The organism is Bacillus sp. EB01, from assembly GCF_000613125.1.
Lineage (GTDB): Bacteria > Bacillota > Bacilli > Bacillales > Cytobacillaceae > Bacillus_D.
The window spans coordinates 2,014,405-2,039,341 of record NZ_HG964497.1 but is presented as its reverse complement, the minus strand read 5'-3'; the positions used below and the strand labels follow the sequence as shown (position 1 = coordinate 2,039,341).

The 24,937-nt window shown below is 43.7% G+C and carries 40 protein-coding genes and 1 pseudogene; 37 read left to right on the top strand and 4 right to left on the bottom strand.

Features of this window, described 5'->3' with window-relative positions; all coding sequences use genetic code 11:
• Positions 1-9: 9 nt before the first annotated feature.
• The 26 genes and pseudogenes from rplB to rplQ all read left to right on the top strand — a co-directional run bounded on the left by rplB (position 10) and on the right by rplQ (position 12,738).
• Entirely contained in the window at positions 10-840 is an 831-nt protein-coding gene (gene rplB / locus TY16_RS09160) for a 50S ribosomal protein L2 (protein WP_043931567.1), read from the top strand.
• 60 nt (positions 841-900) lie between these two features.
• A complete protein-coding gene (gene rpsS, locus TY16_RS09155) occupies positions 901-1,176 on the top strand; it encodes a 30S ribosomal protein S19 (protein ID WP_043931565.1) in 276 nt (91 codons plus the stop codon).
• 18 nt (positions 1,177-1,194) lie between these two features.
• Entirely contained in the window at positions 1,195-1,536 is a 342-nt protein-coding gene (gene rplV / locus TY16_RS09150; RefSeq protein WP_043931564.1) for a 50S ribosomal protein L22, read from the top strand.
• Between the two features lie 3 nt (positions 1,537-1,539).
• Complete coding sequence (rpsC, locus tag TY16_RS09145) at positions 1,540-2,196, top strand: 30S ribosomal protein S3 (protein WP_043931563.1); 657 nt, start codon at positions 1,540-1,542, stop codon at positions 2,194-2,196.
• 2 nt (positions 2,197-2,198) lie between these two features.
• Positions 2,199-2,633: a 50S ribosomal protein L16 gene (gene rplP, locus TY16_RS09140; RefSeq protein ID WP_043931562.1), complete on the top strand. Its 435-nt coding sequence runs from the start codon at positions 2,199-2,201 to the stop codon at positions 2,631-2,633.
• Entirely contained in the window at positions 2,623-2,826 is a 204-nt protein-coding gene (rpmC, locus tag TY16_RS09135; RefSeq protein ID WP_043931561.1) for a 50S ribosomal protein L29, read from the top strand. The genes rplP and rpmC overlap by 11 nt, the downstream gene beginning before the upstream one ends.
• A 19-nt stretch (positions 2,827-2,845) precedes the next feature.
• Entirely contained in the window at positions 2,846-3,109 is a 264-nt protein-coding gene (gene rpsQ, locus TY16_RS09130; RefSeq protein ID WP_043931560.1) for a 30S ribosomal protein S17, read from the top strand.
• Between the two features lie 39 nt (positions 3,110-3,148).
• Positions 3,149-3,517: a 50S ribosomal protein L14 gene (gene rplN / locus TY16_RS09125; protein ID WP_043931559.1), complete on the top strand. Its 369-nt coding sequence runs from the start codon at positions 3,149-3,151 to the stop codon at positions 3,515-3,517.
• Between the two features lie 55 nt (positions 3,518-3,572).
• Positions 3,573-3,878 carry a 50S ribosomal protein L24 gene (gene rplX, locus TY16_RS09120; RefSeq protein ID WP_043931558.1) on the top strand — a complete coding sequence of 102 codons (306 nt, stop codon included), beginning with the start codon at positions 3,573-3,575 and terminating at the stop codon, positions 3,876-3,878.
• Positions 3,879-3,903: 25 nt separating this feature from the next.
• Positions 3,904-4,443 carry a 50S ribosomal protein L5 gene (gene rplE / locus TY16_RS09115; protein ID WP_043931557.1) on the top strand — a complete coding sequence of 180 codons (540 nt, stop codon included), beginning with the start codon at positions 3,904-3,906 and terminating at the stop codon, positions 4,441-4,443.
• A 24-nt stretch (positions 4,444-4,467) separates the two neighbouring features.
• Complete coding sequence (gene rpsN, locus TY16_RS09110) at positions 4,468-4,653, top strand: 30S ribosomal protein S14 (RefSeq protein WP_009499044.1); 186 nt, start codon at positions 4,468-4,470, stop codon at positions 4,651-4,653.
• A 29-nt stretch (positions 4,654-4,682) separates the two neighbouring features.
• Positions 4,683-5,081: a 30S ribosomal protein S8 gene (gene rpsH / locus TY16_RS09105; RefSeq protein ID WP_043931555.1), complete on the top strand. Its 399-nt coding sequence runs from the start codon at positions 4,683-4,685 to the stop codon at positions 5,079-5,081.
• Between the two features lie 31 nt (positions 5,082-5,112).
• Positions 5,113-5,649 (top strand): 50S ribosomal protein L6, encoded by a 537-nt coding sequence (gene rplF / locus TY16_RS09100; RefSeq protein ID WP_043931554.1) that lies wholly within the window; start codon positions 5,113-5,115, stop codon positions 5,647-5,649.
• A gap of 32 nt (positions 5,650-5,681) precedes the next feature.
• Positions 5,682-6,044, top strand: coding sequence for a 50S ribosomal protein L18 (gene rplR / locus TY16_RS09095; RefSeq protein WP_043931552.1), 363 nt, complete (start codon positions 5,682-5,684; stop codon positions 6,042-6,044).
• Between the two features lie 24 nt (positions 6,045-6,068).
• Positions 6,069-6,569, top strand: coding sequence for a 30S ribosomal protein S5 (gene rpsE / locus TY16_RS09090; protein ID WP_043931551.1), 501 nt, complete (start codon positions 6,069-6,071; stop codon positions 6,567-6,569).
• Positions 6,570-6,583: 14 nt separating this feature from the next.
• Positions 6,584-6,766, top strand: a complete 183-nt coding sequence (gene rpmD / locus TY16_RS09085) for a 50S ribosomal protein L30 (protein ID WP_043931550.1) — start codon at positions 6,584-6,586, stop codon at positions 6,764-6,766.
• A gap of 33 nt (positions 6,767-6,799) precedes the next feature.
• Positions 6,800-7,240 (top strand): 50S ribosomal protein L15, encoded by a 441-nt coding sequence (rplO, locus tag TY16_RS09080; protein ID WP_043931549.1) that lies wholly within the window; start codon positions 6,800-6,802, stop codon positions 7,238-7,240.
• Complete coding sequence (gene secY / locus TY16_RS09075) at positions 7,240-8,535, top strand: preprotein translocase subunit SecY (protein WP_043931548.1); 1,296 nt, start codon at positions 7,240-7,242, stop codon at positions 8,533-8,535. The genes rplO and secY overlap by 1 nt, the downstream gene beginning before the upstream one ends.
• 59 nt (positions 8,536-8,594) lie before the next feature.
• The gene (locus TY16_RS09070; RefSeq protein ID WP_043931547.1) at positions 8,595-9,245 is read left to right on the top strand and encodes an adenylate kinase; all 651 of its coding nucleotides are present in this window, start codon (positions 8,595-8,597) and stop codon (positions 9,243-9,245) included.
• Positions 9,246-9,379: 134 nt separating this feature from the next.
• Positions 9,380-9,701: pseudogene (locus TY16_RS26130) on the top strand (M24 family metallopeptidase); the annotation flags it as partial.
• A gap of 327 nt (positions 9,702-10,028) precedes the next feature.
• Positions 10,029-10,247: a translation initiation factor IF-1 gene (gene infA, locus TY16_RS09065; protein ID WP_026693344.1), complete on the top strand. Its 219-nt coding sequence runs from the start codon at positions 10,029-10,031 to the stop codon at positions 10,245-10,247.
• Between the two features lie 37 nt (positions 10,248-10,284).
• Entirely contained in the window at positions 10,285-10,398 is a 114-nt protein-coding gene (gene rpmJ / locus TY16_RS09060) for a 50S ribosomal protein L36 (protein WP_000868344.1), read from the top strand.
• Positions 10,399-10,422: 24 nt separating this feature from the next.
• Entirely contained in the window at positions 10,423-10,788 is a 366-nt protein-coding gene (gene rpsM / locus TY16_RS09055; protein WP_043931545.1) for a 30S ribosomal protein S13, read from the top strand.
• 22 nt (positions 10,789-10,810) lie between these two features.
• Complete coding sequence (rpsK, locus tag TY16_RS09050; RefSeq protein WP_043931544.1) at positions 10,811-11,200, top strand: 30S ribosomal protein S11; 390 nt, start codon at positions 10,811-10,813, stop codon at positions 11,198-11,200.
• 171 nt (positions 11,201-11,371) lie between these two features.
• Positions 11,372-12,316 carry a DNA-directed RNA polymerase subunit alpha gene (locus tag TY16_RS09045; RefSeq protein ID WP_043931543.1) on the top strand — a complete coding sequence of 315 codons (945 nt, stop codon included), beginning with the start codon at positions 11,372-11,374 and terminating at the stop codon, positions 12,314-12,316.
• 59 nt (positions 12,317-12,375) lie between these two features.
• Positions 12,376-12,738, top strand: coding sequence for a 50S ribosomal protein L17 (rplQ, locus tag TY16_RS09040; RefSeq protein ID WP_043931542.1), 363 nt, complete (start codon positions 12,376-12,378; stop codon positions 12,736-12,738).
• 5 nt (positions 12,739-12,743) lie between these two features.
• Here rplQ and TY16_RS09035 read toward each other — a convergent pair whose 3' ends face one another.
• Positions 12,744-13,001 carry a hypothetical protein gene (locus TY16_RS09035; RefSeq protein WP_155922195.1) on the bottom strand — a complete coding sequence of 86 codons (258 nt, stop codon included), beginning with the start codon at positions 12,999-13,001 and terminating at the stop codon, positions 12,744-12,746.
• A 140-nt stretch (positions 13,002-13,141) separates the two neighbouring features.
• Here TY16_RS09035 and TY16_RS09030 point away from each other — a divergent pair, with 140 nt between their 5' ends.
• From TY16_RS09030 to rpsI, 6 genes are all read left to right on the top strand, one after another.
• Entirely contained in the window at positions 13,142-13,981 is an 840-nt protein-coding gene (locus TY16_RS09030) for an energy-coupling factor ABC transporter ATP-binding protein (RefSeq protein ID WP_043931539.1), read from the top strand.
• Positions 13,957-14,823: an energy-coupling factor ABC transporter ATP-binding protein gene (locus TY16_RS09025; protein ID WP_043931538.1), complete on the top strand. Its 867-nt coding sequence runs from the start codon at positions 13,957-13,959 to the stop codon at positions 14,821-14,823. The genes TY16_RS09030 and TY16_RS09025 overlap by 25 nt, the downstream gene beginning before the upstream one ends.
• A complete protein-coding gene (locus tag TY16_RS09020; protein ID WP_043931536.1) occupies positions 14,820-15,617 on the top strand; it encodes an energy-coupling factor transporter transmembrane component T family protein in 798 nt (265 codons plus the stop codon). Before TY16_RS09025 ends, TY16_RS09020 begins: the two co-directional genes overlap by 4 nt.
• A 12-nt stretch (positions 15,618-15,629) precedes the next feature.
• Positions 15,630-16,367: a tRNA pseudouridine(38-40) synthase TruA gene (gene truA / locus TY16_RS09015; protein WP_043931535.1), complete on the top strand. Its 738-nt coding sequence runs from the start codon at positions 15,630-15,632 to the stop codon at positions 16,365-16,367.
• A gap of 301 nt (positions 16,368-16,668) precedes the next feature.
• Positions 16,669-17,106 carry a 50S ribosomal protein L13 gene (rplM, locus tag TY16_RS09010; RefSeq protein ID WP_043931533.1) on the top strand — a complete coding sequence of 146 codons (438 nt, stop codon included), beginning with the start codon at positions 16,669-16,671 and terminating at the stop codon, positions 17,104-17,106.
• A gap of 18 nt (positions 17,107-17,124) precedes the next feature.
• A complete protein-coding gene (gene rpsI, locus TY16_RS09005; RefSeq protein ID WP_043931532.1) occupies positions 17,125-17,517 on the top strand; it encodes a 30S ribosomal protein S9 in 393 nt (130 codons plus the stop codon).
• A 246-nt stretch (positions 17,518-17,763) separates the two neighbouring features.
• On the opposite strand, the gene TY16_RS09000 is transcribed toward rpsI, so the two are convergent.
• The gene (locus TY16_RS09000; protein WP_043931530.1) at positions 17,764-19,026 is read right to left on the bottom strand and encodes an MFS transporter; all 1,263 of its coding nucleotides are present in this window, start codon (positions 19,024-19,026) and stop codon (positions 17,764-17,766) included.
• Between the two features lie 194 nt (positions 19,027-19,220).
• Here TY16_RS09000 and TY16_RS08995 point away from each other — a divergent pair, with 194 nt between their 5' ends.
• From TY16_RS08995 to TY16_RS08985, 3 genes are all read left to right on the top strand, one after another.
• On the top strand, positions 19,221-19,664 hold the full coding sequence (locus TY16_RS08995; RefSeq protein WP_043931529.1) for a DUF2521 family protein: 444 nt from the start codon (positions 19,221-19,223) through the stop codon (positions 19,662-19,664).
• Positions 19,665-19,741: 77 nt separating this feature from the next.
• A complete protein-coding gene (gene cwlD / locus TY16_RS08990) occupies positions 19,742-20,440 on the top strand; it encodes an N-acetylmuramoyl-L-alanine amidase CwlD (protein WP_231505589.1) in 699 nt (232 codons plus the stop codon).
• Positions 20,441-20,755: 315 nt separating this feature from the next.
• Positions 20,756-21,814 (top strand): Mrp/NBP35 family ATP-binding protein, encoded by a 1,059-nt coding sequence (locus TY16_RS08985; RefSeq protein WP_043931526.1) that lies wholly within the window; start codon positions 20,756-20,758, stop codon positions 21,812-21,814.
• Between the two features lie 266 nt (positions 21,815-22,080).
• Here the strand turns inward: TY16_RS08985 and gerD are convergent, their stop codons facing one another.
• A complete protein-coding gene (gene gerD / locus TY16_RS08980; protein WP_043931525.1) occupies positions 22,081-22,665 on the bottom strand; it encodes a spore germination lipoprotein GerD in 585 nt (194 codons plus the stop codon).
• Between the two features lie 139 nt (positions 22,666-22,804).
• On the opposite strand from gerD, the gene TY16_RS08975 reads away from it, so the two are divergent.
• On the top strand, positions 22,805-23,482 hold the full coding sequence (locus tag TY16_RS08975) for a KinB-signaling pathway activation protein (protein WP_043931524.1): 678 nt from the start codon (positions 22,805-22,807) through the stop codon (positions 23,480-23,482).
• Between the two features lie 66 nt (positions 23,483-23,548).
• Here TY16_RS08975 and pdaB read toward each other — a convergent pair whose 3' ends face one another.
• Positions 23,549-24,301 carry a polysaccharide deacetylase family sporulation protein PdaB gene (pdaB, locus tag TY16_RS08970; protein WP_043931522.1) on the bottom strand — a complete coding sequence of 251 codons (753 nt, stop codon included), beginning with the start codon at positions 24,299-24,301 and terminating at the stop codon, positions 23,549-23,551.
• A gap of 149 nt (positions 24,302-24,450) precedes the next feature.
• Between pdaB and TY16_RS08965 the strand changes: the two genes are divergently transcribed.
• The gene (locus TY16_RS08965) at positions 24,451-24,675 is read left to right on the top strand and encodes a hypothetical protein (protein WP_043931521.1); all 225 of its coding nucleotides are present in this window, start codon (positions 24,451-24,453) and stop codon (positions 24,673-24,675) included.
• The last annotated feature ends 262 nt before the right edge of the window (positions 24,676-24,937 follow it).

Below are 24,937 nucleotides of genomic sequence, written 5' to 3'. Positions count from 1 at the left end.
GGAATAGAAATGGCGATTAAAAAGTACAAACCTACCTCTAATGGTCGTCGCGGAATGACTACTTCTGATTTCGCAGAAATCACAACTAGCACTCCAGAAAAGTCTTTGTTGGCTCCGGTAACAAGAAAAGGCGGCCGTAACAACCAGGGTAAGTTAACTGTTCGTCATCAAGGTGGCGGCCATAAGCGTCAATACCGTCTAATCGATTTTAAACGCGATAAAGATGGCATTCCAGGACGCGTTGCCACTATCGAATACGATCCAAACCGTTCCGCAAATATTGCGCTAATTAATTATGTGGATGGAGAAAAGCGTTACATCCTAGCTCCAAAAAACCTTCAGGTTGGACTGCAAGTAATGTCTGGTCCAGAAGCTGATATCAAAGTAGGAAATGCACTTCCACTTGCAAACATTCCAGTTGGTACAGTCGTACACAACATCGAACTAAAGCCTGGTAAAGGTGGACAGCTTGTCCGTTCTGCAGGAACATCCGCACAGGTTCTTGGTAAGGAAGGCAAATACGTACTTGTACGTTTGAATTCTGGAGAAGTTCGCATGATTCTTGCAACTTGCCGCGCAACTGTAGGCCAAGTTGGTAATGAACAGCATGAACTAATCAATATTGGTAAAGCTGGACGTTCCCGCTGGTTAGGCAAACGCCCAACAGTTCGTGGATCTGTTATGAACCCGAATGATCACCCGCACGGTGGTGGTGAAGGACGCTCCCCAATCGGACGTAAGTCACCAATGTCACCATGGGGCAAGCCAACTCTTGGCCGCAAGACTCGTAAGAAAAAGAACAAGTCCGATAAATTCATCGTACGACGCCGTAAAAAATAACGTGATTGAACTACGGTTCGAGGATAGAACCGTAGAACGGTCTCGAAGGGAGGTACCCACATGGGTCGCAGTTTGAAAAAAGGGCCTTTTGTTGATGAGCACCTAATGAAAAAGGTTGAAAGCCTTGGCGCCGACAGCAAACAGGTAGTGAAGACATGGTCTCGCCGTTCTACTATATTCCCACAATTCATCGGCCACACAATCGCTGTGTATGATGGACGTAAACACGTACCAGTTTATGTGACTGAAGACATGGTAGGACACAAGCTTGGAGAATTTGCTCCAACTCGTGCTTATAAAGGTCACGGCAATGACGATAAGAAAACCAGACGTTAATGAGAGGAGGGCATCATCATGCAAGCAAAAGCTGTTGCTAGAACAGTCCGTATTGCTCCTCGTAAAGCTCGTTTAGTCGTAGATTTAATTCGAGGTAAGCAAGTTGGTGAAGCTGTAGCGATTCTGACTTTGACTCCGAAAGCTGCTTCTCCAATCGTAGAAAAAGTATTGAAATCTGCTATGGCAAACGCAGAACATAACTATGAAATGGACGTTAATAACCTTGTTGTTGAACAGGCTTTCGTTGACGAAGGTCCAACACTGAAGCGTTTCCGTCCACGTGCGCAAGGCCGTGCTAGTGCAATTAACAAACGCACAAGCCATATCACAATCGTTCTATCAGAAAAGAAGGAGGGATAATTAGTGGGACAAAAGGTAAATCCAGTCGGTATGCGTATCGGCATCATTCGTGATTGGGAATCGAAATGGTACGCAGGCAAAGACTTTGCTGAACTTCTTCATGAAGACATTAAAGTCCGTGAATACATCCAGAAGCGCCTTAAGGACGCATCTGTTTCTAAAGTAGAAATCGAACGCGCTGCAAACCGTGTTAACGTTACTGTCCACACTGCTAAGCCAGGTATGGTAATTGGTAAAGGCGGTACAGAAGTTGAAGCGCTCCGTAAAGCGTTGAACCAACTTACTGGCAAGCGTGTCCACATCAATATCCTTGAAATTAAGAGAGCAGACATCGATGCTAAGCTTGTTGCTGAAAACATTGCTCGTCAGCTTGAAAATCGTGTATCTTTCCGCCGTGCTCAGAAGCAAGTTATTCAACGTGCTATGCGTGCAGGTGCAAAAGGTATTAAAACAATGGTATCCGGCCGTCTTGGCGGTGCTGATATCGCTCGTTCAGAACATTACAGTGAAGGTACTGTTCCCCTTCATACACTTCGTGCAGACATCGACTATGCTGCTGCTGAAGCTGATACAACTTACGGCAAACTTGGCGTAAAAGTTTGGATCTACAAGGGTGAAGTCCTTCCGACTAAGAAGAAATCCGAGGAAGGAGGCAAATAAACATGTTATTGCCTAAACGTGTAAAATACCGCCGTCAACACCGTGGAAATATGCGCGGTCTAGCAAAGGGCGGAACAGAAGTTACTTTCGGCGAGTACGGCCTGCAGGCACTTGAAGCCTCCTGGATCACAAATCGCCAAATTGAATCTGCCCGTATCGCAATGACTCGTTACATGAAGCGTGGCGGTAAAGTGTGGATTAAGATTTTCCCTCATAAGCCATATACTGCAAAGCCTCTTGAAGTCCGTATGGGTTCCGGTAAAGGTTCTCCTGAAGGCTGGGTAGCAGTTGTGAAACCTGGTAGAATCATGTTTGAGGTTGCCGGTGTTCCTGAAGAAACCGCTCGTGAGGCACTGCGCCTTGCTGCTCACAAACTGCCTGTTAAGTGCAAGTTTGTAAAACGTGAAGAAATTGGTGGTGAATCAAATGAAAGCTAATGAACTTCGTGACCTTACCACTGCCGAACTTGAGCAAAAAGTCAAATCATTAAAAGAAGAACTTTTCAACCTTCGCTTTCAATTGGCGACTGGACAGCTTGAAAACACTGCCCGCATCAGGGAAGTGCGCAAGTCCATCGCACGCATGAAAACTGTTGTCCGCGAAAGAGAAATCGGCGTTAACAATCGATAATTGAGAGGAGGTCCGCCTAATGAGCGAACGCAATCAACGCAAAGTTTACACCGGACGCGTTGTTTCTGACAAAATGGATAAGACCATTACTGTTCTTGTCGAAACACACAAAAAGCATCCTCTTTACGGTAAACGCGTTAAATACTCTAAGAAATTCAAGGCTCATGATGAGCAAAACCAAGCGAAGATCGGTGACGTAGTACGCATTATGGAAACACGCCCGCTTTCTTCTACAAAACGTTTCCGCCTTATGGAAGTCGTTGAAAAAGCAGTTATTATCTAATTGTTCGGATAAGCTTTCATCCGAAGGGAGGTTACACGAATGATCCAACAAGAAACCCGTTTAAAAGTTGCGGACAACTCTGGCGCCCGTGAAGTACTGACAATTAAAGTCCTTGGTGGTTCCGGCCGAAAGACGGCTGGTATTGGCGACGTGATCGTCTGCACAGTCAAACAAGCAACACCAGGTGGCGTTGTTAAAAAAGGCGATGTTGTTAAAGCAGTAATCGTACGGACTAAGAGCGGCGCGCGTCGTCAAGACGGTACTTACATTAAGTTTGATGAAAACGCATGTGTAATTATCCGTGATGACAAGAGCCCACGTGGAACTCGTATTTTTGGGCCTGTTGCACGCGAACTGCGCGACAACAACTTTATGAAAATCGTTTCACTTGCTCCAGAAGTACTTTAATTATAAGTACTTGACATAATACAAACTCAAAATGCCTTTAAGGAGGTGCGCACAGATGCACGTAAAAAAAGGTGACAAAGTAATGGTCATCTCTGGCAAGGATAAGGGCAAGACAGGAACAATCCTTGAGGCTTATCCGAAACAAAGCCGCGTTTTGGTTGAAGGTGTGAACATTGTTAAAAAACACTCAAAACCTTCTCAGGCCAATCCGCAGGGTGGCATCAACAGCCAGGAAGCACCTATCCATGTATCGAACGTAATGCCTGTCGACAAATCCGGCAAACCAAGCCGAGTTGGACACCAAGTTGTTGATGGTAAAAAGGTACGCGTTACAAAATCCGGTGAAGTATTAGATAAGTAGTCCATTGAGAAAGGAGGTACTATAGATGAACCGCCTAAAGGAAAAATATGTGAAAGAAGTTACTCCTGCTCTCGTGAGCAAGTTCAACTATAAATCTGTTATGCAGGTTCCAAAAGTAGAAAAAATCGTTGTAAACATGGGTGTTGGCGACGCAGTTGCAAACGCAAAAGCCCTTGACAATGCTGTTGAAGAACTTACATTGCTTACTGGCCAAAAGCCAATCGTTACACGCGCTAAGAAATCAATCGCTGGGTTCCGCCTTCGTGAGGGTATGCCTATTGGTGCGAAAGTCACTCTTCGCGGTGAACGCATGTATGATTTCCTCGACAAATTAATTTCAGTCTCTCTTCCAAGGGTACGTGACTTCCGCGGAATCTCCAAGAAAGCATTCGACGGCCGCGGTAACTACACACTTGGTGTGAAAGAACAGTTAATCTTCCCTGAAATTGATTACGATAAAGTTAGCAAAGTCCGTGGTATGGATATCGTCATCGTAACGACTGCCAACACTGATGAGGAAGCACGTGAGCTTTTAACTCAGTTTGGTATGCCGTTCCAAAAGTAATCCGAAAATAAGGGAGGCGAAAACGTGGCTAAAAAGTCAATGATTGCGAAGCAAAAACGCACGCCTAAATACAAGGTGCAAGAGTATACCCGCTGCGAACGTTGCGGCCGTCCACACTCTGTTTACCGCAAATTTAAGCTTTGCCGTATTTGTTTCCGTGAATTAGCATACAAAGGCCAGATTCCTGGTGTTAAAAAAGCTAGCTGGTAAACCCCAAGTCTGGGAAGGAGGTAAAATAAATGGTCATGACAGATCCGATTGCAGATATGCTTACCCGCATCCGTAACGCGAACATGGTTCGCCACGAAAAGCTGGAAGTACCTGCTTCCAATATCAAAAAAGAAATTGCTGAAATCCTTAAGCGTGAAGGTTTCGTTCGTGATGTCGAACTAATTGACGACAATAAGCAAGGCATTATCCGTATCTTCTTGAAGTACGGTGCGAATAACGAACGTGTTATCACTGGCCTAAAGAGGATTTCAAAGCCTGGCCTTCGTGTATATGCAAAGTCTAACGAAGTTCCACGTGTATTGAACGGCCTTGGTATCGCGCTTGTATCTACATCCCAAGGTGTCATCACTGACAAAGAAGCTCGCGCAAAGCAAGTTGGCGGCGAAGTTTTAGCATACATCTGGTAAGAAAGTTTCCGAATGAATGGAGGTGCACTAAATGTCACGCGTAGGTAAAAAACCAATCGAAATTCCTGCAGGAGTATCGATTTCGATAGATAAAAATACAGTTACTGCAAAAGGACCACGAGGTGAACTTGTTCGTTCTTTCAGCCCTGAAATTTCTATCAACGTAGAAGAAAAAACTGTTACAATAACACGCCCTTCCGATGAGAAGGAAATTCGCGCATTGCATGGCACTACTCGTGCTATTATTGCAAATATGGTTGAAGGTGTATCAACTGGTTTCCAAAGGAATTTGGAACTAATTGGTGTCGGATACCGGGCATCCAAGCAAGGTAACAAGCTTGTACTGAACGTTGGTTATTCACACCCAGTTGAGATCGAGCCTGAAGCTGGGCTTGAAATTGAAGTACCTGCTAATACAAAGATTAGTATTAAAGGTAACGATAAGGAACGTGTAGGCGCACTTGCAGCCAACATTCGTGGCGTCCGTCCTCCAGAGCCTTATAAAGGCAAAGGAATTCGCTATGAAGGCGAAGTTGTCCGTCGCAAAGAAGGCAAGAAAGGTAAATAAAGCCGCATAGTATTACGAAAGGAGTGACGTAAATGATTACGAAGCTTGATAAAAACGCGAGCCGTAAGAAGAGGCATGCACGTGTCCGTTCCAAGCTTAGCGGAACTGCAGCCCGTCCACGTTTGAATGTGTTTCGTTCCAATAAACATGTTTATGCTCAGTTAATCGACGATGTGAACGGAGTTACTCTTGCGAGTGCTTCAAGTATGGAAAAAGATTTCGGTCTTGAATCTACTAATAACATCGAAGCAGCTCAAAAGGTCGGCGAATTAGTAGCAAAACGCGCAGTAGAAAAAGGTATCACATCTGTTGTCTTTGACCGCGGAGGATATCTATATCACGGGCGTATCCAGGCTCTTGCAGATGCTGCTCGCGAAAACGGTCTGCAATTTTAATAGACAAAGGAGGGACACATAAAGATGCGTCGCATTGATCCAAACAAACTTGAACTTGAAGAACGCGTAGTTACCGTCAACCGTGTAGCAAAGGTTGTTAAAGGCGGACGTCGTTTCCGTTTCACGGCTCTTGTCGTAGTTGGAGACAAGAATGGCCATGTCGGCTTTGGAACAGGGAAAGCTCAGGAAGTTCCTGATGCCATCCGTAAGGCTGTCGAAGATGCCAAGAAAAACTTAATTAAAGTACCAATGGTTGGAACGACTGTACCTCACCAGGTAATTGGCCGTTTCGGAGCTGGTGAAATCCTTTTAAAACCAGCTTATGAAGGTACTGGAGTTATCGCAGGTGGACCTGTACGTGCTGTACTTGAACTTGCAGGTGTCGGTGATATCCTATCGAAATCCCTTGGAACGAACACTCCAATCAACATGGTTCGTGCAACTATAGATGGCTTGAAGCAGCTTAAGAGTGCCGAAGAAGTTGCTAAATTGCGCGGAAAATCAGTAGAAGAACTGTTAGGTTAAGGGAGGGAAATCAAATGGCTAACAAATTGCAAATTACCCTCACTAAAAGCGTAATTGGACGCCCACAGGACCAACGCGAAACAGTTAAGGCTCTCGGATTGCGAAAAGTAAACCAAACCGTTGAGCAGCAAGATAATGCCGCTATTCGTGGTATGATCAACAAGGTTGCTCACCTTGTAACGGTTAAAGAACAATAATCGATTCTTTTCTTTCAATAAGGAGGTGCCCAAATGAAACTTCATGAATTAAAACCTGCAGAAGGTTCCCGCAAAGAACGTAAACGTCTAGGTCGTGGTATTGGTTCTGGTCAAGGTAAAACTGCTGGTAAAGGTCATAAAGGTCAAAATGCCCGTTCCGGTGGTGGTGTTCGTATAGGTTTTGAAGGTGGTCAAACGCCTTTATTCCGCCGTCTTCCTAAGCGCGGTTTCACAAACATTAACCGTAAGGAATATGCGATTGTTAACCTTGATGTCCTAAACAGCTTTGAAGATGGTACAGAAGTTACTCCAGAACTTCTTATCGAAGCTGGCCTGGTTAAGAACGAGAAAGCAGGAATCAAGATTCTTGCAAAAGGGAACGTTGAGAAGAAATTGACTGTAAAAGCTCATAAATTTTCCTCTGCTGCCAAGGAAGCAATCGAAGCTGCTGGTGGAAACACTGAGGTGATCTAATGTTCCGGACAATCTCCAATTTTATGCGCGTGGCTGAAATAAGGAATAAAATCCTTTTCACTTTATTAATGCTATTGATTTTCCGTATCGGGACCTTTATTCCGGTGCCGAACGTCAATGCAGACATTCTAGCAGCTCAAGATCAGTTCAGCGTATTTGGAGTCTTGAATACGTTCGGCGGAGGAGCGCTGCAAAACTTCTCTATTCTAGCAATGGGGATCATGCCTTATATTACTGCTTCCATCATCATTCAGCTCTTGCAGATGGATGTTGTCCCTAAATTTACCGAGTGGTCAAAGCAAGGGGATGCAGGAAGGCGAAAGTTAGCTCAATTTACTCGTTACTTTACTATTGTGCTTGGATTTATCCAGGCATTAGGTATGTCATACGGGTTTAACAATATGACTCAAAGCCAATTGATTGTTGATCCGGACATTCCAACGTACTTGTTGATTGCAACTGTGTTAACAGCAGGCACAGCCTTCTTGATGTGGCTTGGCGAACAAATCACTTCAAAAGGCGTAGGAAACGGTATTTCAATTATTATCTTTGCGGGCATTGCAGCGGGAATCCCTACTACAGTGAACCAAATTTACATTCAACAATTTCAAAATGTAGGGGATAAGTTGTTTATCAATATCCTGATTGTTATCCTTTTACTTTTGGCTGTTGTTGCAATCGTTGTTGGAGTTATCTTTGTTCAGCAAGCTACCAGGAAAATTCCGATTCAATATGCAAAGCGGATGACTGCAGGACGTACACCAGTTGGCGGACAATCGACACACATGCCGCTAAAAGTTAACGCTGCCGGTGTTATTCCAGTAATCTTCGCTGTGTCCTTTATCATCACTCCAAGGACAATTGCTTCGTTTTTTCCAACAAATGATGTTACTCTCTGGATTCAGCGAGTATTCGATTATACCCATCCGGTTGGGATGATTATGTATGCGGCATTGATTATCGCGTTTACGTATTTCTATGCGTTCATTCAGGTGAATCCGGAACAAGCTGCCGAAAATCTGCAAAAGCAGAGTGGTTACATTCCCGGAATCCGTCCTGGTAAACCAACGCAAGAATACTTTACCCGCGTGTTGTATCGACTAACATTTGTCGGAGCAATTTTCCTTGCTGTTATTGCAATCCTTCCAATCATCTTCATTCAAGTTGCCAACCTGCCTCAATCTGCACAGATTGGTGGTACCAGCCTATTGATTGTTGTTGGTGTTGCGCTTGAAACAATGAAACAATTGGAAGCTCAGTTAGTAAAACGCCATTATAAGGGCTTTATCAAGTAAAAAATGGTTTTGGGGACATACGTTCCCTAAAACCACTTAATCCCTAAGGGGGTGTTGATGTGAACTTAGTATTAATGGGCCTTCCTGGTGCCGGGAAAGGCACTCAGGCAGAAAGAATAGTTGACCGCTATAACATTCCTCATATCTCTACTGGAGATATGTTCCGTGCAGCCATGAAGGAAGGTACGGAACTCGGTTTGAAAGCTAAGTCCTATATGGATGAAGGGGCGCTTGTCCCGGATGAAGTAACGATTGGAATTGTACGTGAACGTCTAAGTAAGGATGATTGCGAAAGAGGTTTCCTTCTCGATGGTTTTCCAAGGACTGTTCCACAAGCAGAGGCATTGGAAGGTATCCTTTCTGAGCTGAACAAAAAAATCGATTTTGTCCTCAACATCGAGGTTGATGATTCGATTTTATTGGAACGCTTGACTGGCCGACGCATATGCAAGTCCTGCGGAGCAACATACCATCTTGTTTTCAATCCTCCTAAGGAAGAGGGTACCTGTGATCGCTGTGGAGGCGAGCTCTATCAAAGGGCTGATGATAATGCCGAAACTGTTCAAAACAGGCTTGACGTAAACATGGCACAATCCAAGCCGCTGCTTGATTTCTATTCTGAAAAAGGCTACTTGCGAAATATCGATGGCCAGCGCGAAATCTCTGAAGTTTTTAATGATATTGAGTCATTGCTTGCAGGCCTTCGTTAAGGATTATCTGTAATATGCAGCGTACGCTCCTGGATAGTCCACATTGGTTATTATTATTATCTCGGCCTGTACTTATCCTGTTCGTAGAAGTGTCGAGATAACAACTCGGCTATTGTGTGTGAAGGAATGAGTGATTTAAAGGGCTGAAGAAGGCATTGCCAGGCGAGCGTCTTTCAACTATCTCGCATGCGATTCAGGTGTATGTAGAAGAAAACAGTTTTTCCGTTGTGCGCGAGTATGCCGGATACGGTGTAGGGCAAGACTTACATGAAGACTCACACGGTCTTTAAGTAAGCCCACCTATTAATTTACGTGGATAGAAGCCTGGAATAGTGCTGGCAATTGAGCCGATGGTGAATGCGGGAAGCCGATATGTCCAAACAGTGGCTAAAGAGAGTTGTAACGATAACTGGCAAAACTGCTCACTTTGAACAGAGGATTGCAATTAGTCGATGAAGGCTATGAAAATTCTCTTATTGCTATAAGGAAACTGGATTGACCTTCAGATCCTCTGGCATGTTAAAAAAGGACGGGGCAGTAGCCAATATGTTATAATCATAAAGTTGGTTGATGAGAAAATTGTTCTGGTGGCTATTGTTTTACGCGAAAGAATGATTGCCCGAGAAGAAAGTTATCAGGCATCTCCAACTAGTGGACCGCATAGCTCCAGAAGTTTAATACAGTAACAAGGTCACAGGCTGCGCCACTAAATTGGGAAGCTGCGCTTCGCTTTACAAGATTTAAACAAACGCCTGTCCGATCTAGAGAAGGGAGACGATTTCGATGGCTAAAGATGATGTAATTGAAATTGAAGGTAAGGTAACTGAAACTTTGCCAAACGCCATGTTTAAGGTAGAATTAGAAAATGGCCATACTGTACTTGCCCATGTTTCCGGCAAAATCCGTATGCACTTCATCCGAATTCTGCCTGGCGATAAAGTGACAGTGGAGCTGTCTCCATACGACTTAACACGCGGAAGGATTACCTACCGCTTTAAATAAGCCGATTGCACTCCGAACTGCTAAGGAGGTTAGGATAATGAAAGTAAGACCATCTGTAAAACCGATCTGCGAAAAGTGCAAAGTTATCCGTAGACGCGGAAAAGTTATGGTTATATGTGAAAACCCTAAACACAAACAAAAACAAGGTTAACTCTAAAGGAGGTGCGCATATTTTATGGCACGTATTGCTGGTGTAGATATTCCTCGTGAAAAACGCGTGGTCATCTCATTAACTTACATTTATGGTATTGGTAAAAATACAGCTCAAAAGGTTCTTGCTGAAGCGGGCGTTTCTGAAAATACTCGTGTTCGTGACCTGACTGAAGATGAACTGAACAAAATCCGTGACATCATTGATAAGCTAAAGGTAGAAGGAGATCTTCGCCGTGAAGTATCCCTTAATATCAAACGCTTGATGGAAATCGGAAGCTACCGTGGCCTTCGTCACCGCCGTGGCCTGCCTGTTCGCGGCCAAAACACCAAGAACAATGCTCGTACACGTAAAGGTCCACGTAAGACTGTAGCGAACAAGAAGAAATAATCAGTAAAGGAGGTACTTACAAATGGCACGTAAAACTAATACTCGCAAACGCCGTGTGAGAAAGAATATTGAAGCAGGTATCGCACATATTCGCTCAACTTTTAACAATACAATCGTAACCATCACTGACGTTCATGGTAATGCTATTTCATGGTCAAGTGCAGGTGCGCTTGGGTTCAAGGGTTCCCGTAAATCCACTCCATACGCTGCGCAAATGGCTGCTGAAACTGCTGCTAAGACATCAATGGAACATGGACTAAAAACTCTTGAAGTAACTGTTAAAGGCCCTGGTGCTGGCCGTGAAGCTGCAATCCGTGCTCTTCAAGCCGCTGGTCTTGAAGTTACTGCGATTAAAGACGTAACTCCAGTTCCTCATAATGGTTGCCGTCCACCAAAACGCCGCCGTGTTTAATTTTTCTGTATAGAATTCGTATCCATGTCTATAATGGGATATGATACTATTATTTTCGTTCTAGCAGAATCAATATTCCAGTTGTTGTGCACAAACAGGGACGAATACATGGGGGAATTTCGGCCGGATTTTGAGGCCGGGTTTTCGACGTTTTGAAGGAGGGTATATTTGATGATCGAAATAGAAAAACCAAAAATCGAAACGGTTGAGATCAGCGATGATGCCAAGTACGGGAAGTTCGTCGTAGAACCACTTGAGCGTGGATATGGTACAACTCTGGGTAACTCCTTACGTCGTATCCTACTATCTTCACTCCCAGGTGCAGCAGTCACATCGATCCAGGTCGATGGGGTACTACATGAGTTTTCAACAATTGAAGGCGTCGTTGAGGATGTTACATCCATTATCTTAAACATTAAGAAAATCGCATTAAAAATATACTCCGATGAAGAAAAGACGCTTGAAATCGATGTACAGGGCGAAGGTACGGTGAAAGCCGGAAACATTACTCATGATAGTGATGTGGAAATCCTGAATCCTGACTTGCATATTGCAACATTGGGATCAAACGGACATCTTCGTATGCGCTTGACTGCTAGGCGTGGAAGAGGCTATACACCAGCCGATCAAAACAAGAGGGAAGACCAGCCGATTGGAGTTATTCCGATTGACTCGATCTATACTCCTGTATCCCGTGTATCCTATCAAGTAGAGAATACTCGTGTTGGACAAATGACCAACTATGATAAACTTACTTTGGATGTATGGACAGACGGCAGCACTGGGCCTCAGGAAGCTATTGCTTTTGGAGCCAAAATCCTGACTGAGCATTTGAATATCTTTGTGGGTCTTACCGATGAAGCGCAAAATGCCGAGATCATGATTGAAAAAGAAGAAGACCAAAAAGAAAAAGTCCTAGAGATGACAATTGAAGAATTGGACCTTTCCGTCCGTTCATACAACTGCCTAAAGCGTGCGGGAATTAACACTGTCCAGGAGCTTGCAAACAAGACCGAGGAAGATATGATGAAAGTACGCAACCTTGGCCGAAAGTCACTCGAGGAAGTAAAGGCAAAACTAGAAGAGCTTGGATTGGGTCTGCGCAAGGACGACTAGGCTTGTCCGGTGTATCCAACTATAGCTTTCACTGACTTCAACAAAGGAGGGAACCCTTCATGGCATACAGAAAATTAGGCCGCACAAGCGCCCAGCGTAAAGCGATGCTTCGTGACCTTACAACTGATCTGATTATCAATGAACGTATCCAGACAACTGAAACACGTGCGAAGGAATTGCGTTCTGTTGTAGAAAAAATGATTACTCTTGGCAAGCGCGGAGATTTGCATGCACGCCGCCAGGCTGCATCATACGTCCGTAACGAAGTTGCAGATGCTGAAAACAATACTGACGCTGTTCAGAAGTTGTTCGGTGATATTGCACCACGCTATGCAGAGCGCCAAGGTGGATATACACGTATAATGAAAATTGGACCTCGCCGCGGCGATGGCGCACCAATGGTTATTATCGAACTCGTTTAATAGACTCACATAGAGGGCAAGGGACCTGATTTCTTGCCCTCTTTTAACAAGAGAGATTCCATACCGGTCTGTTCTTTTAGTATAGTGGAAGCGCCTTCGGGGGCTTGTACAAAAGAATACGCTTTACCGCACAAGCCAAAAAGAGTGTTACGATGGGCTGGAATATCGTTTTGATAACCGGTCAGCTTGGATTTTTGCCCATAAAATCCGGAAGAAGGAATAGAGATTGATTCTTCTTTTCCTGTCCCGTCTAGCTCATGCACCCCTCCCATTTCTTTAAGGAAACCCTGTTTTTACAGCTGATGTACAAGTCTGTAGGGGGGCGGGGTGCAGGCTTTTTTTGCATTATAGGGGTTTGTGTTAGCAGAGAGAAGTTGTATAGGTGGAGAGGAGGATGATCAGCATGCCAGAATCAATAATAAGCCTTGAACACGTTTCGTTCCAGTATCCATCAGCAGATGGGTATGCTGTGAGGGATGTAACCTTCAATATTTATAAAGGTGAATGGCTGGCAATTGTAGGCCATAATGGTTCAGGAAAGTCAACGCTGGCCAGGATGCTGAACGGTCTCCACTATCCTCAGGTAGGAATAGTCAAGGTGGATGGGCTAGCACTCAATGAAAATACTGTCTGGGAAGTCCGAAAGAAGATGGGGATGGTTTTTCAAAATCCTGATAATCAGTTTGTCGGAACCACGGTTAAGGATGATGTGGCTTTTGGTCTGGAAAATAACGGGATCGCTCAAGAAGAAATGGCCGTAAGAGTACCTGAAGCTTTGGAAAAAGTAAAGATGGGCAATTTTCTCGATCAAGAGCCGCACCATCTATCAGGCGGGCAAAAGCAGCGTGTCGCAATAGCTGGCATTCTTGCTTTAAGGCCTTCTATCATCATCCTTGATGAAGCTACATCCATGCTAGACCCAAAAGGCAGGGAAGAGGTACTTGAAACAGTCAGGCTGCTTAAGGACGAGAAAACCTTAACGGTTATCTCAATTACCCATGATTTGGATGAGGCAGCCAAAGCGGACAGAATTATTGTCATGAATCGTGGAGAAGTATACCGGGAGGGAGTTCCGGAAGATATTTTTGCACTTGATGATGAATTGATTTCCCTTGGCCTTGATATTCCTTTTTCGGTGAAAATGGGAAAGGAATTAAAAAGAAACGGGGTTCACTTGGAGAAGAACTACTTGGCGGAAGAAGAGTTGGTGAGGGAACTATGGAAATATCACTTAGAAAAGTAGAGTATAAGTACCAGGCGGATACTCCTTTTGAAAGGTTGGCAATCCAGGATGTATCACTTGAGATACCTTCAGGAACATACCTTGCCATTATTGGCCATACAGGTTCCGGAAAATCCACAGTCTTGCAGCACTTAAACGGTCTTCTCCAGCCAACATCAGGCATTGTTAAAATTGGCGACCGTACATTACAGGCAGGCACAAAGGAGAAGAACCTAAAGGAAGTTCGGCAAAAGGTCGGTATAGTTTTCCAATTCCCCGAACATCAACTCTTTGAGGAAACGGTTGAAAAGGATATTTGTTTTGGGCCCATGAATTTTGGTGTATCTGAGGAAGATGCAAGAAAAAGGGCGAGAGCTGCACTTGAACAGGTAGGACTTGCAGAAGAAGTTTTACAAAAGTCGCCCTTTGAGTTATCTGGTGGACAGATGCGCCGTGTGGCAATAGCAGGAGTACTGGCTATGGATCCAGACGTACTAGTCCTGGATGAGCCAACTGCAGGTTTGGATCCGCGCGGCCGAAAAGAAATTATGGATATGTTTTACAACCTTCATAAATTGAGAGGTTTGTCTACCGTACTTGTAACACATAGTATGGAGGATGCAGCCCGCTATGCTGATCTGATTGCAATAATGCATCAAGGCAGGACAGTAAAGACCGGGACACCAGAAGAAATCTTTTCTGATCCTGCTGAACTTGTTGAACTTGGGCTTGATGTTCCAGAAGCAGTACGATTTCAGTTGAAGTGGGAGCGTCAGTTTGGTGTGAAGCTTGGGAAAACATATTTGACCATTGAGGATCTTGCTGAAGAAATTGCCCGTTTTGAAGGGGGTATACGTCCATGATGGAAAAAATGATTTTTGGACGTTACGTCCCAGTTGATTCAGCTATTCATAAAATGGATCCGCGCTCAAAGCTTATCTTGGTATTTTCGTTTGTAGTCATTGTCTTTCTCGCGAATAATGTCATTACCTATGGGTTACTGGCTGTTTATACTTTTTACTTATTAAGCTTGTCAAGGATCCCGCTAAAATTCCTATATGAAGGATTAAAGCCGATCCTTTGGCTAGTAATATTTACTCTCCTGCTGCACTTGTTCCTTACCCGGGAAGGAAACGTGGTCTTGGAACTTGGTTGGATTAAGATTTACAGCGGAGGGATTCGCCAGGGAATATTTATTTCCTTAAGATTCTTTTTCCTGATACTTGTTACATCCTTGCTTACCCTTACAACAACACCTATAGAAATTACGGACGGATTGGAAGTACTGTTAAATCCTCTTAAGAAAATAAAATTTCCAGTTCATGAGCTTGCCCTAATGATGTCCATTTCCCTTCGTTTTATTCCAACACTGATGGAGGAAACAGATAAGATTATGAAAGCCCAAATTGCCCGTGGTGTAGAATTTGGCAGTGGTCCAATTAAGGATCGAATTAAAGCAATCATCCCCTTATTAATCCCTTTATTTGTAAGTTCGTTTAAACGGGCGGAAGATTTGGCAACTGCAATGGAAGCGCGGGGCTATCGAGGCGGAGAGGGCAGGACAAGGTTCAGGAAGCTGGAATGGAAAAAGACAGATACAATCCAAATCCTTTTATTGGTTGCATTGACAGTTGTCCTGGCAATGTTGCGTTCTTAATGGAGGAAAAGTATGCAGCGCTATAAATGCATTATTTCATATGATGGAACAGGTTTTGCCGGGTATCAGGTCCAGCCAGGTAAACGAACCGTCCAGGGTGAATTGGAAGCTGCCCTCACAAAGCTTCATAAAGGTGAAAACGTGAGGGTCACAGCTTCTGGAAGAACAGATGCAGGTGTCCATGCTAAAGGCCAGGTCATTCATTTTGACTCGCCCCTATCCATACCTGAGAAGCGCTGGCCAGTGGCTCTCAATTCTTTGCTTGGCGGTGAAATAGTGGTGCTTTCGGCTACTAAATCAGCTTCCGGCTTCCATGCGAGATTTGACGCAAAAGGGAAGGAATATCGTTATTTCCTCCATCTCGGCGAACATAGAGACCCATTTATTCGCAATTTTGCTTATCATTATCCCTATTCTTTGAATATTGAAGCGATGAAAGAAGCGGCATTTCATTTATGCGGCACACACGATTACTCGAGTTTTTGCGCTTCAAATACAGATGTAAAGGATAAGGTCCGAACTGTATCCGGAATTACTTTTTCAAAAGAAGAGGATCGTCTTGTAATGGTATTTAGCGGAAATGGGTTTTTGTATAACATGGTAAGAATTCTGACTGGAACGCTTTTAGAGGTCGGTACAGGTGCCAGGAAACCGGGTGATATGAAGGAACTGCTTGAAGCAAGAGACCGGACTCAAGCTGGGAGAACCGCTCCTTCTCACGGACTTTACTTGTGGAAGGTCCATTACTGACGAGCATGGTATATGCATATAGGCACATAATCAATGCGCGTTTAAAATATTTTTACTGACAACTAAACCTGGTGTATAATATTTTCTTGACATATGAACCATAAGCGTTTATCATATCATATGTGTGTATTTTAATCCCACGATAAAGCCCCGGAAAGCCTCATCGTGATTAAGAATATATGAACTTGACACTTGATGCGCAAAACCGCTTCGGCACCGCTCCCGGAACAGAGCAGGTAGCCTTTTTAGCTGATATAAAGCGCGAACTATTTTTTTGATTTAAATTAGGAGGGAAACTCTCATGCGTACAACATTTATGGCGAATGCCAACAATATCGAGCGTAAATGGTACGTGGTTGATGCAGAAGGCAAGACTCTTGGACGCCTTGCTTCCGAAGTTGCAGCAATCCTACGTGGCAAAAACAAACCAACTTTTACACCGCATGTCGACACAGGTGACCATGTTATTATTCTAAATGCTTCTAAAGTAGCTCTTACAGGCAACAAACTGCATGACAAGATTTACTACCGCCACACCCAGCACCCAGGCGGCCTTAAGCAAAGGACAGCGCTTGAAATGCGCACTAACTACGCCGAGAAAATGCTTGAGCTTGCTGTTAAAGGCATGCTTCCAAAGAATTCTCTTGGCCGTCAAATGTTTAAAAAGCTGCATGTATATGCTGGCAGCGAGCATCCGCACCAAGCACAAAAACCAGAAGTTTACGAACTTCGCGGATAATAAAGGGAGGGTATTAACTTGGCACAAGTTCAATATATCGGCACAGGCCGTCGTAAAAGCTCTGTTGCCCGCGTACGCCTAGTACCTGGCAATGGCCAAATCACAGTCAACAATCGTGAAATCACTAACTACATTCCATTCGAAGCACTTCGTGAAGTTGTTAAGCAGCCGCTTGTTGCGACTGAAACTCTTGGCAGCTACGATATTCTAGTAAACGTTAAAGGGGGCGGCTACACTGGCCAGGCTGGCGCAATCCGCCACGGCATCGCACGTGCATTGCTTCAAGCTGATCCAGAATTCCGTCCAACACTGAAGCGTGCAGGTCTTCTGACTCGTGACGCTCGTATGAAAGAACGTAAGAAATACGGTCTTAAAGGCGCTCGTCGTGCACCTCAGTTCTCAAAGCGTTAATTTTGCTTATCAAAGACTCTCAACCAATTTGGTTGGGGGTCTTTTTGTGTGCAAAGTACTGTCACTCCACTTTTTTGTTCATCACAGCAATTGTTTCACAGGCTATTAATGATCCGGATTAATTAAGAATGCCATCAAGGAATGCCCAGATGCCTATACTTTTTTTAATCAAGGTCTCTAGCCGATTGGCTGGGGCCTTGATTTTTTTGCATAAAAACCAGCCCTGTTGCCAAGGCTGGACAAAAATTATCTGTTGGCCTGAATTTTGGTTTTTGGCAGGAGGGCACTTAAAACCCCTGCCCCAATCAGCAGGACGACAGCGAATAAGAATGACAGGCTGTAACTGCCGGATTGGTCGAACAGGAGACCCGGGATGAAGGAACCAAGTGCAGAACCGAATTGGTGGCTCATGAACAGCCAGCCGGTTAAAAGCCCTAGAGATTGTCCTTTAAAGTACTCGGACATCAGTTTAACTGTAGGAGGGACAGTCGCGAAATCAACGAGCCCGAATGAAACTGAAAAAATCAGCAGCAGGGTAGGATTTTCAACAAAGATTACCATCAGGCTTACCTGGCTAGAGAACACAAACAGGAAGAGGACGGTTAATGCTCTCGTAAAATATAGGAAGGCAAGGATTTTCCGGTTGTCAATTTTATCGGCGAGAACTCCGGCCAGGAGAGTGCCCAGGATATTGAATCCTGCCAGCAGGCTGACTGCGGTACTGGTGACAACCGGAGAGAACCCGCAGTACTGGGCAAACGGGATTAGATGGGTATCCATCAAACCGGTTGTCGTTACTCCACAAACAAAGAATGGAATCAGCAAAAACCAGAATTTCCGGCCTGGAAGGGAATCGTTCCCTTTAACACCCGAAGAGGAAATGGACGTTTCTTCCGGCGGAGCAGCACCGCCCAGGGGCTCGTACCCCGCTTCCGCAGGATCGGATTTTAGCAGCAAGGCCAGGACCGGGCAGACAACAATCAGTAGGAACAATCCAAGTATGAGGACAGTATTTTGCCAGCCGTAAATTTCAATTAGGAATATCGAACTTGTAACGATGACCATCTGGCCTGCACCAAAGCCGGCTTCTACCAGACCAAGTGCCAGGCCGCGCTTTGCTGTGAACCATTTAGTGACCGCCACCGTTGCGGTGACACCGGATGCTCCGCCAAAACCCGCTGAAGAGATAATCCCGTACAAGATGAACAGCTGCCAGACGGATGTTGCAAAAAAGGTCAGAAGTGTACCGATGCCCACGATTGCAGTACTAATGACAAACACGAACCTGACCCCGTATTGATCAATCATTTTACCGGCAAGAGGCTGGGCAAGGGCAAAAACAAGAAAGCTTAAAAACGACACGGCAGAAATCGTTCCCCGTGTTGCCGAAAAATACGTTTCCCATGATTCCATGAAAGCACCAAAGGAAAAACGAACACCCTGGCTCGCAAGTACTCCAAAAAATGAAACGCTTAAAATAACCCAAGCGTAATGGACCTTTCTTTTCATACAAACCCTTCTTTTCTGTTTAAATGGGCGAAATATAACGGTTATAACTATGGGCTCCGCCTGTTAATTTTCTTTTTATTCAGATAGTATACCAGATAATTGCTAATTGGTTGCAAATCTGGAAAACGAATCACTGCTAGAGGCTGTATTCTCTTTTTAACCCTGATAAAGACTAGGATTAAGAGGTGAATGTATTGAATGTGATTACAACCTTTACTGAAAAAAGACGTCAAAAACAGATGAAATATGAACGTTCTGTCTTACGTGAAGTGAATATAGAGGAATTGAAAAGAAAAGTTCAGGAATATTTCGGCTCGACCAGGCTCACTGCCGGACTATTCAAGAACCCCGGAATTCTAGAGGCTTGTTATGATGTAGCACTGGAGTCGTATTTGCTGGGGGCAAATTTATCAAAATTCGCCCATAGTGGTGAAGCGATTGAATCGACACTTAAACGATGTGAACCGGAGGAAACTCACTTAATTGATACTCTTTATAATTTCCTGTTATATTGGGGTGCTGGTGAGGAAGGATTCTACTCTGAGGCTCTTTACTTCCAGTGTGAGCAATATGTACGATCGTGGTGGATGGCAGGATATGAAAAAGGCCGCCGCCGTTATAAGCTTCGCCTCCACTAGTCGTCTCATTTCTGTTCTAAATGCCCTGACCTGCCCATATAGTGATATAGAAAAGGACAGGCAGGGGGATGGACGGAGTGTGGAAACGAAGACTGAAACGGACTGCCTTTGCGGTCGGGCTGGTCGTGCTGTTTTTTATAATCCAGTTTGATTTTAATGAAAATAAAACATGGACAACCTGGAGTATGCCTTTATCAGGGAAGGTGATCCTCATTGACCCGGGCCATGGTGGTGTTGATGGCGGTGCGGGAGACCGACCGATGCAGGAAAAGGATATCGCCCTTAGCATATCTCTAAAGCTTCGTGATTTCCTGCAGCAACAAGGGGCAATTGTCCTAATGACACGTGAAACAGATCGGGATCTCGCACCGACTGATATGAAAGGCTATAGCCGCAGAAAAGCAGCAGACCTAAAAGAAAGAATAAAAATTATCAATAACTCTGATGCCGACCTGGTTATTAGCATTCATTTAAATGCAATTCCATCCTCAAGATGGAGTGGCGCACAGACATTCTATAATTCAAAACTGAAAGAAAATGCAAAAGCAGCGAAGCTAATTCAGAAGGAACTTAGAGTTAACCTTGAAAATACTACAAGAAAAGCCAAACCACTAAATGACCTATTCATCCTCAAACATTCTGAAAAACCGGGAGTGCTTGTTGAGGCTGGCTTTCTCTCCAATCCAACAGAAAAAATGAACCTGGAACGCGATTCTTATCAAGAGATGGTAGCAGCCTCCATTTACAAAGGGATTATCCGTTATTATACAAAATAACAGTAAACTGGGAGACAATCGTCTCCCTAATTTATTTTTGTAGAAGTTATTGCTACTGTCGACAGTTCTTTATAACGTGGCTAGGTTAGGATTTTATTGTTTTTAAAGAAGTTGATTGAGGCGCCTCATGACAGGAAAAATGCGCATTTCTCTTTAAGGACAATTTAAAGAAGCTTTTCATTGTGAAGTTTAATCAAAATAATAGTGGAACTCTGTGAGGGTGTGTCGTAGTTAACAGCCCGGACAGTTTGATATGATATAATATAGAAACCGAATGTAGTTTATCCAATCCTAACAAGGCAGGTGCTTTTTTTAATGATCACTGAGGTTAGCGTAAGGGAAATAGTTAGCGAATTAAAAGAGCCATTTTTACATAAATCGCTCGGTGAATTAAATGCAATTGATGAAATAAAAGTAAAAGAAGAAAAGGGCCATGTCAGTGTAAAGATATCAATTGCCAAAACCGGGACGGCCGAACAGTTGCAGCTTCAGTCGCAAATTGTTAACGCTTTAAAAGGGGCGGGAGCAGCTTCGGTAGGGATCAGATTCGGTCAGCTTTCGGATGAGGTGCTAGCTGCACACCGTCCAGAGCAGGCTCAAAGCGGGCAAAATCTACTGGCGCCTGGAAGCAAAACGACCTTTATTGCAATTGCAAGCGGAAAGGGCGGAGTAGGCAAATCGACTGTTTCGGTTAATCTTGCTGTGTCCCTTGCCAGACTCGGCAAGAAAGTTGGGCTTGTAGATGCGGATATTTATGGATTTAGCGTGCCTGATATGATGGGTATTTCAGAGCGGCCTGCAGTAAAAAACGAAAAAATTCTTCCTGTTGAGCGGTTCGGTGTTAAAGTCATTTCGATGGGATTCTTTGTGGAGGACAACTCGCCAATCATATGGCGCGGTCCAATGTTAGGGAAAATGCTGAACAGTTTTTTTGATGAGGTAAGCTGGGGAGACCTGGATTATTTATTGCTGGACTTGCCGCCAGGAACAGGGGACGTTGCGCTTGATGTCCATTCCATGCTTCCTTCTTGCAAAGAAATCATCGTAACAACTCCGCATCCGACAGCTGCCTTCGTTGCGGCACGTGCGGGCGCAATGGCATTAAAAACGGATCATGAAATTCTTGGAGTTATTGAGAACATGGCTTATTTTGAAAGCAAATTAACTAACGAAAAGGAATATATTTTTGGACGCGGAGGCGGTGAAAGACTTGCCGAGGCACTGAACACAGAAGTAATTGGGCAGCTTCCACTCGGACAGCCTGACTGGAATGAAGAGGATTTTGCACCTTCGGTTTACCAGGAAGATCACCCAATTGGTGAGGCGTATTTAAAGATTGCAGATAAGGTAATCAATCTTCTAGAAACAAAATAATAAAACAAAAGCGCAAGCGCCTTCGTGACAGGCAAAAACCGCCTGTCCCTGCGATGATTATTCTCAGGAGCTTCCCTTAGTGGTCATCGCCGTACAAACTGGAGGGGCTTCGACTGAGATAAAGGAATCACGAAGAGCGATAGCGCATTCGTGCATGACTTATCGTATGGAGGGGACCTGAAGTTTGCTAGGGGATAGGCGCTGGAGCTAGACGTACAAAAAAAAGCCTCTTCCGCCTTGGAAGAGGCTTTTGGTTAGGTGCCTCTTTAAGAACCCTCGCCGCTTTTTGCGTTTTTTTCTGATTTTGTTGCTTCTTCTGCTGCCTGTAATAAAAGTTTTTGCATTTCAGCTTTAAATAATGGGCTTTGCATTGACTCGGCAATGACGCTTTGGAGATGGAGCCTGAAATCTTTGCTTTTAAGGGCGTCAGCCATTTCCTTTTGCATCTCGGGCTCCTTAAAAATTTCAATCATCATCGCCCGGTATTCGGGGTCTTTCATTAAATCCTTAAGGAGCTTTTCATTTTCGGTTTTCATACCCTTTGCCATGCTGGCGGCTATCTTTGGATTCTCAAGTGATTTTTTGTAAAAGTCCGTACCTTCCTTGGATGTTAACGTCTTTTGAATAGTCTCACTTACAACAGCCTGGTCCATAATCATTTCTTGTTTTATTTTTTCGTCCGTAACAATTTCCTGAATAGCTTTCTTTCCCTCTTCAGTATGAAGGATATCTACTAGCATCTTCTTTGTTTCTTCGTAATCCAGCTTACTTTGAGCCTGGTTTCCTCCACCTGTACAGGCAGATAAAATCAGGATTGCTCCTGATACAAGCAATACAAGCTTCTTTTTCATTATGATTGCCCCCCTTCACCAAATTCAGTTACTTTTAGCATGAAGAAAAATCCTCATATTTATTCGTTGTAGGAAAGCATGGTTTTTTAGTCCGCCTATGGTAAAATTGAAATGCATTATACATATTGGGGGAAAAACTGTGACTAGCCGTAATTGGGTAAAATTATTTTTCAACACATTGATACTTGGGGCGCTTGTGACTATTATTGTCGGGTTTATTGTTCGCTGGAATGAGTTTGCGCCTCTGTTTGCAGATTTTAATATACTTGAAATATTGTCAGTTATGCTTTGGCTTATCGGTGTTGGGATGATATTTAGCCTGCTAAGCCAGGCCGGATTTTTTGCCTATTTAACCGTCCATCGTTTCGGGCTTGGAATCTTCAGGTCAGCCAAGCTCTGGAATGCTGTGCAGGTAATCTTGCTAGCATTTGTTTTGTTTGACCTTATTTATTTAAGGTACGATGCGTTTGCTAAGGAAGGGGAAAGCATCCTACGGTATGTTGTGCCTGCCCTAGTTATTCTTGCAGTAGGACTAATTGTGGCCTTCCTAAAAATGAAACAAACGAATAAGGAAGCCTTTATTCCTGCTTTATTCTTTATTGTTGTTGCAACAATTCTTGAATGGGTCCCGGTTCTTCGAGTTAACGAGAAAAGCTGGTTTTTCTTAATGTTGTTTCCTTTGCTTGCCTGTAACGCATACCAGCTTCTAGTCCTTCATAAGCTTAATCAAAAATCTCAGGAAGATCGGAAGAGGCTTCAAGAAAGAAAGGCGGCAACTGTACAATCTTTAAAAACTAAAAAGCAAAAAGGCAACTAACTTGTAAGAGGAAATGAAAAAGCCATCCAAGTGTAGCTTGGATGGTTTTTTGGTGTTTATTGGCAATCACCGAACGTCCTCCGATTTTGCATCTCCGTTGGCTATCATCTCTGATACCGAGACAAAGTTAAGCCCTTTATCCTTTAACCCTTTAATAATTTGCGGAAGAGCTTTTCCAGTTTGTTTTGCTGAGTCAGAGGCATGCAAAAGGATAATATCTCCTGGTCCTGCTTTACTTACATTCGTGATTATCTTTTTTACACCGGGGTTGGTCCAATCCTTTGAGTCAACACTCCAATGAACAACCGTGTAACCGAATCGGTCAGCTATTTTCAAGGTTCTCTGGTCAAAGTGGCCTGTTGGTGCACGGATTAGGTCTATTTCCTTAATATTTAGCTTGCCAAAGGCAGTTTGGGCTTTTGCGAGATCTTTCCGAATTTGAGTATCTTCAAGGTCGGTATAATCCTCATAAGAGTAACCAAGGATACCTACTTCATACCCCTTTTTGACAATCCGGTTTACCAGGTCTGGATGCCGTTCTGCCCATGAACCGGAAAGGAAGAAAGTAGCCGCCTTTACATTTTCTTTTTCCAACACATCAAGAATCGGTGCTGCTTTTTCATCCCCCCAGCCAATATTAAAGGTAATGGCAATATCCTTTTCTCCCTTGTAGACCGCTTTAGGACCATCCTTTGTTGAAAAGACTGGTACTTGAACTAAATTATCCATAAATAAGATCCAAGCAGCAAAAAAAGCAGAGACAATGATAAGAATAACTTGTTTCAAACGCTTACCATTAAGCACAACAAATATGTTCATTATTTTCCCTCCTCGTCTCCTAGTCCAAGGAACTCCCTGTCCTATACCTATGCCTATAGGCAGACAAGTATGAATTTCCAAAAGAAATACATACAATAGAATAATTTGGAAATGATAACTTCAAATTAAAAAGCAGAGGTGGTAAATGGATGATCGGAATGTTGATTAATGCGAAAGAAGTGAAAGAAATAGAGTACCTTATAAAAAGGGAAATGGAAGAAATCTTATTTGATCTTGAAGATGAGAGAATAGATTCTATAGCAAAAAGAGCGATGGAAGAACGATATAAAATTTTATTTTCCCTGTTCAAAAGAGTGGCACCACCCATTGATTGCCTGAAGTATATGAGGAAGAGGAAGCTTAAGCGAGGTTAAAGCACAATGTAGAAAAAATAAAATTAAAAAACTGTTGATTTTAGATGTAAGCCTTGGTATACTAAAAAACGTTGCTGAGAGAGCGAGGCAACTTCCACTAAAAAAAGTTTTGACATCAACTTGGAAGTGTGTTATATTAAGAAGGTCGCTGTAAAGCGGCGGAACTTAATTTTTGTTCCTTGAAAACTAAACAAACAAGCGTCAACAAACAATAATATTTTGATGGCTTCGGCCATCAGCCAACGTAACTTTATGAGCTAAT

Excerpts from the sequence above, each read along its gene's own strand:
- rplB (WP_043931567.1), top strand. The coding sequence starts at position 10 with ATGGCGATTAAAAAGTACAAACCTACCTCTAATGGTCGTCGCGGAATG.
- rpsS (WP_043931565.1), top strand. The coding sequence starts at position 901 with ATGGGTCGCAGTTTGAAAAAAGGGCCTTTTGTTGATGAGCACCTAATG.
- rplV (WP_043931564.1), top strand. The coding sequence starts at position 1,195 with ATGCAAGCAAAAGCTGTTGCTAGAACAGTCCGTATTGCTCCTCGTAAA.
- rplP (WP_043931562.1), top strand. The coding sequence starts at position 2,199 with ATGTTATTGCCTAAACGTGTAAAATACCGCCGTCAACACCGTGGAAAT.
- rpmC (WP_043931561.1), top strand. The coding sequence starts at position 2,623 with ATGAAAGCTAATGAACTTCGTGACCTTACCACTGCCGAACTTGAGCAA.
- rpsQ (WP_043931560.1), top strand. The coding sequence starts at position 2,846 with ATGAGCGAACGCAATCAACGCAAAGTTTACACCGGACGCGTTGTTTCT.
- rplN (WP_043931559.1), top strand. The coding sequence starts at position 3,149 with ATGATCCAACAAGAAACCCGTTTAAAAGTTGCGGACAACTCTGGCGCC.
- rplX (WP_043931558.1), top strand. The coding sequence starts at position 3,573 with ATGCACGTAAAAAAAGGTGACAAAGTAATGGTCATCTCTGGCAAGGAT.
- rplE (WP_043931557.1), top strand. The coding sequence starts at position 3,904 with ATGAACCGCCTAAAGGAAAAATATGTGAAAGAAGTTACTCCTGCTCTC.
- rpsH (WP_043931555.1), top strand. The coding sequence starts at position 4,683 with ATGGTCATGACAGATCCGATTGCAGATATGCTTACCCGCATCCGTAAC.
- rplF (WP_043931554.1), top strand. The coding sequence starts at position 5,113 with ATGTCACGCGTAGGTAAAAAACCAATCGAAATTCCTGCAGGAGTATCG.
- rplR (WP_043931552.1), top strand. The coding sequence starts at position 5,682 with ATGATTACGAAGCTTGATAAAAACGCGAGCCGTAAGAAGAGGCATGCA.
- rpsE (WP_043931551.1), top strand. The coding sequence starts at position 6,069 with ATGCGTCGCATTGATCCAAACAAACTTGAACTTGAAGAACGCGTAGTT.
- rpmD (WP_043931550.1), top strand. The coding sequence starts at position 6,584 with ATGGCTAACAAATTGCAAATTACCCTCACTAAAAGCGTAATTGGACGC.
- rplO (WP_043931549.1), top strand. The coding sequence starts at position 6,800 with ATGAAACTTCATGAATTAAAACCTGCAGAAGGTTCCCGCAAAGAACGT.
- secY (WP_043931548.1), top strand. The coding sequence starts at position 7,240 with ATGTTCCGGACAATCTCCAATTTTATGCGCGTGGCTGAAATAAGGAAT.
- infA (WP_026693344.1), top strand. The coding sequence starts at position 10,029 with ATGGCTAAAGATGATGTAATTGAAATTGAAGGTAAGGTAACTGAAACT.
- rpmJ (WP_000868344.1), top strand. The coding sequence starts at position 10,285 with ATGAAAGTAAGACCATCTGTAAAACCGATCTGCGAAAAGTGCAAAGTT.
- rpsM (WP_043931545.1), top strand. The coding sequence starts at position 10,423 with ATGGCACGTATTGCTGGTGTAGATATTCCTCGTGAAAAACGCGTGGTC.
- rpsK (WP_043931544.1), top strand. The coding sequence starts at position 10,811 with ATGGCACGTAAAACTAATACTCGCAAACGCCGTGTGAGAAAGAATATT.
- TY16_RS09045 (WP_043931543.1), top strand. The coding sequence starts at position 11,372 with ATGATCGAAATAGAAAAACCAAAAATCGAAACGGTTGAGATCAGCGAT.
- rplQ (WP_043931542.1), top strand. The coding sequence starts at position 12,376 with ATGGCATACAGAAAATTAGGCCGCACAAGCGCCCAGCGTAAAGCGATG.
- TY16_RS09030 (WP_043931539.1), top strand. The coding sequence starts at position 13,142 with ATGCCAGAATCAATAATAAGCCTTGAACACGTTTCGTTCCAGTATCCA.
- TY16_RS09025 (WP_043931538.1), top strand. The coding sequence starts at position 13,957 with ATGGAAATATCACTTAGAAAAGTAGAGTATAAGTACCAGGCGGATACT.
- TY16_RS09020 (WP_043931536.1), top strand. The coding sequence starts at position 14,820 with ATGATGGAAAAAATGATTTTTGGACGTTACGTCCCAGTTGATTCAGCT.
- truA (WP_043931535.1), top strand. The coding sequence starts at position 15,630 with ATGCAGCGCTATAAATGCATTATTTCATATGATGGAACAGGTTTTGCC.
- rplM (WP_043931533.1), top strand. The coding sequence starts at position 16,669 with ATGCGTACAACATTTATGGCGAATGCCAACAATATCGAGCGTAAATGG.
- TY16_RS09000 (WP_043931530.1), bottom strand. The coding sequence starts at position 19,026 with ATGAAAAGAAAGGTCCATTACGCTTGGGTTATTTTAAGCGTTTCATTT.
- TY16_RS08985 (WP_043931526.1), top strand. The coding sequence starts at position 20,756 with ATGATCACTGAGGTTAGCGTAAGGGAAATAGTTAGCGAATTAAAAGAG.
- gerD (WP_043931525.1), bottom strand. The coding sequence starts at position 22,665 with ATGAAAAAGAAGCTTGTATTGCTTGTATCAGGAGCAATCCTGATTTTA.
- pdaB (WP_043931522.1), bottom strand. The coding sequence starts at position 24,301 with ATGAACATATTTGTTGTGCTTAATGGTAAGCGTTTGAAACAAGTTATT.
- TY16_RS08965 (WP_043931521.1), top strand. The coding sequence starts at position 24,451 with ATGATCGGAATGTTGATTAATGCGAAAGAAGTGAAAGAAATAGAGTAC.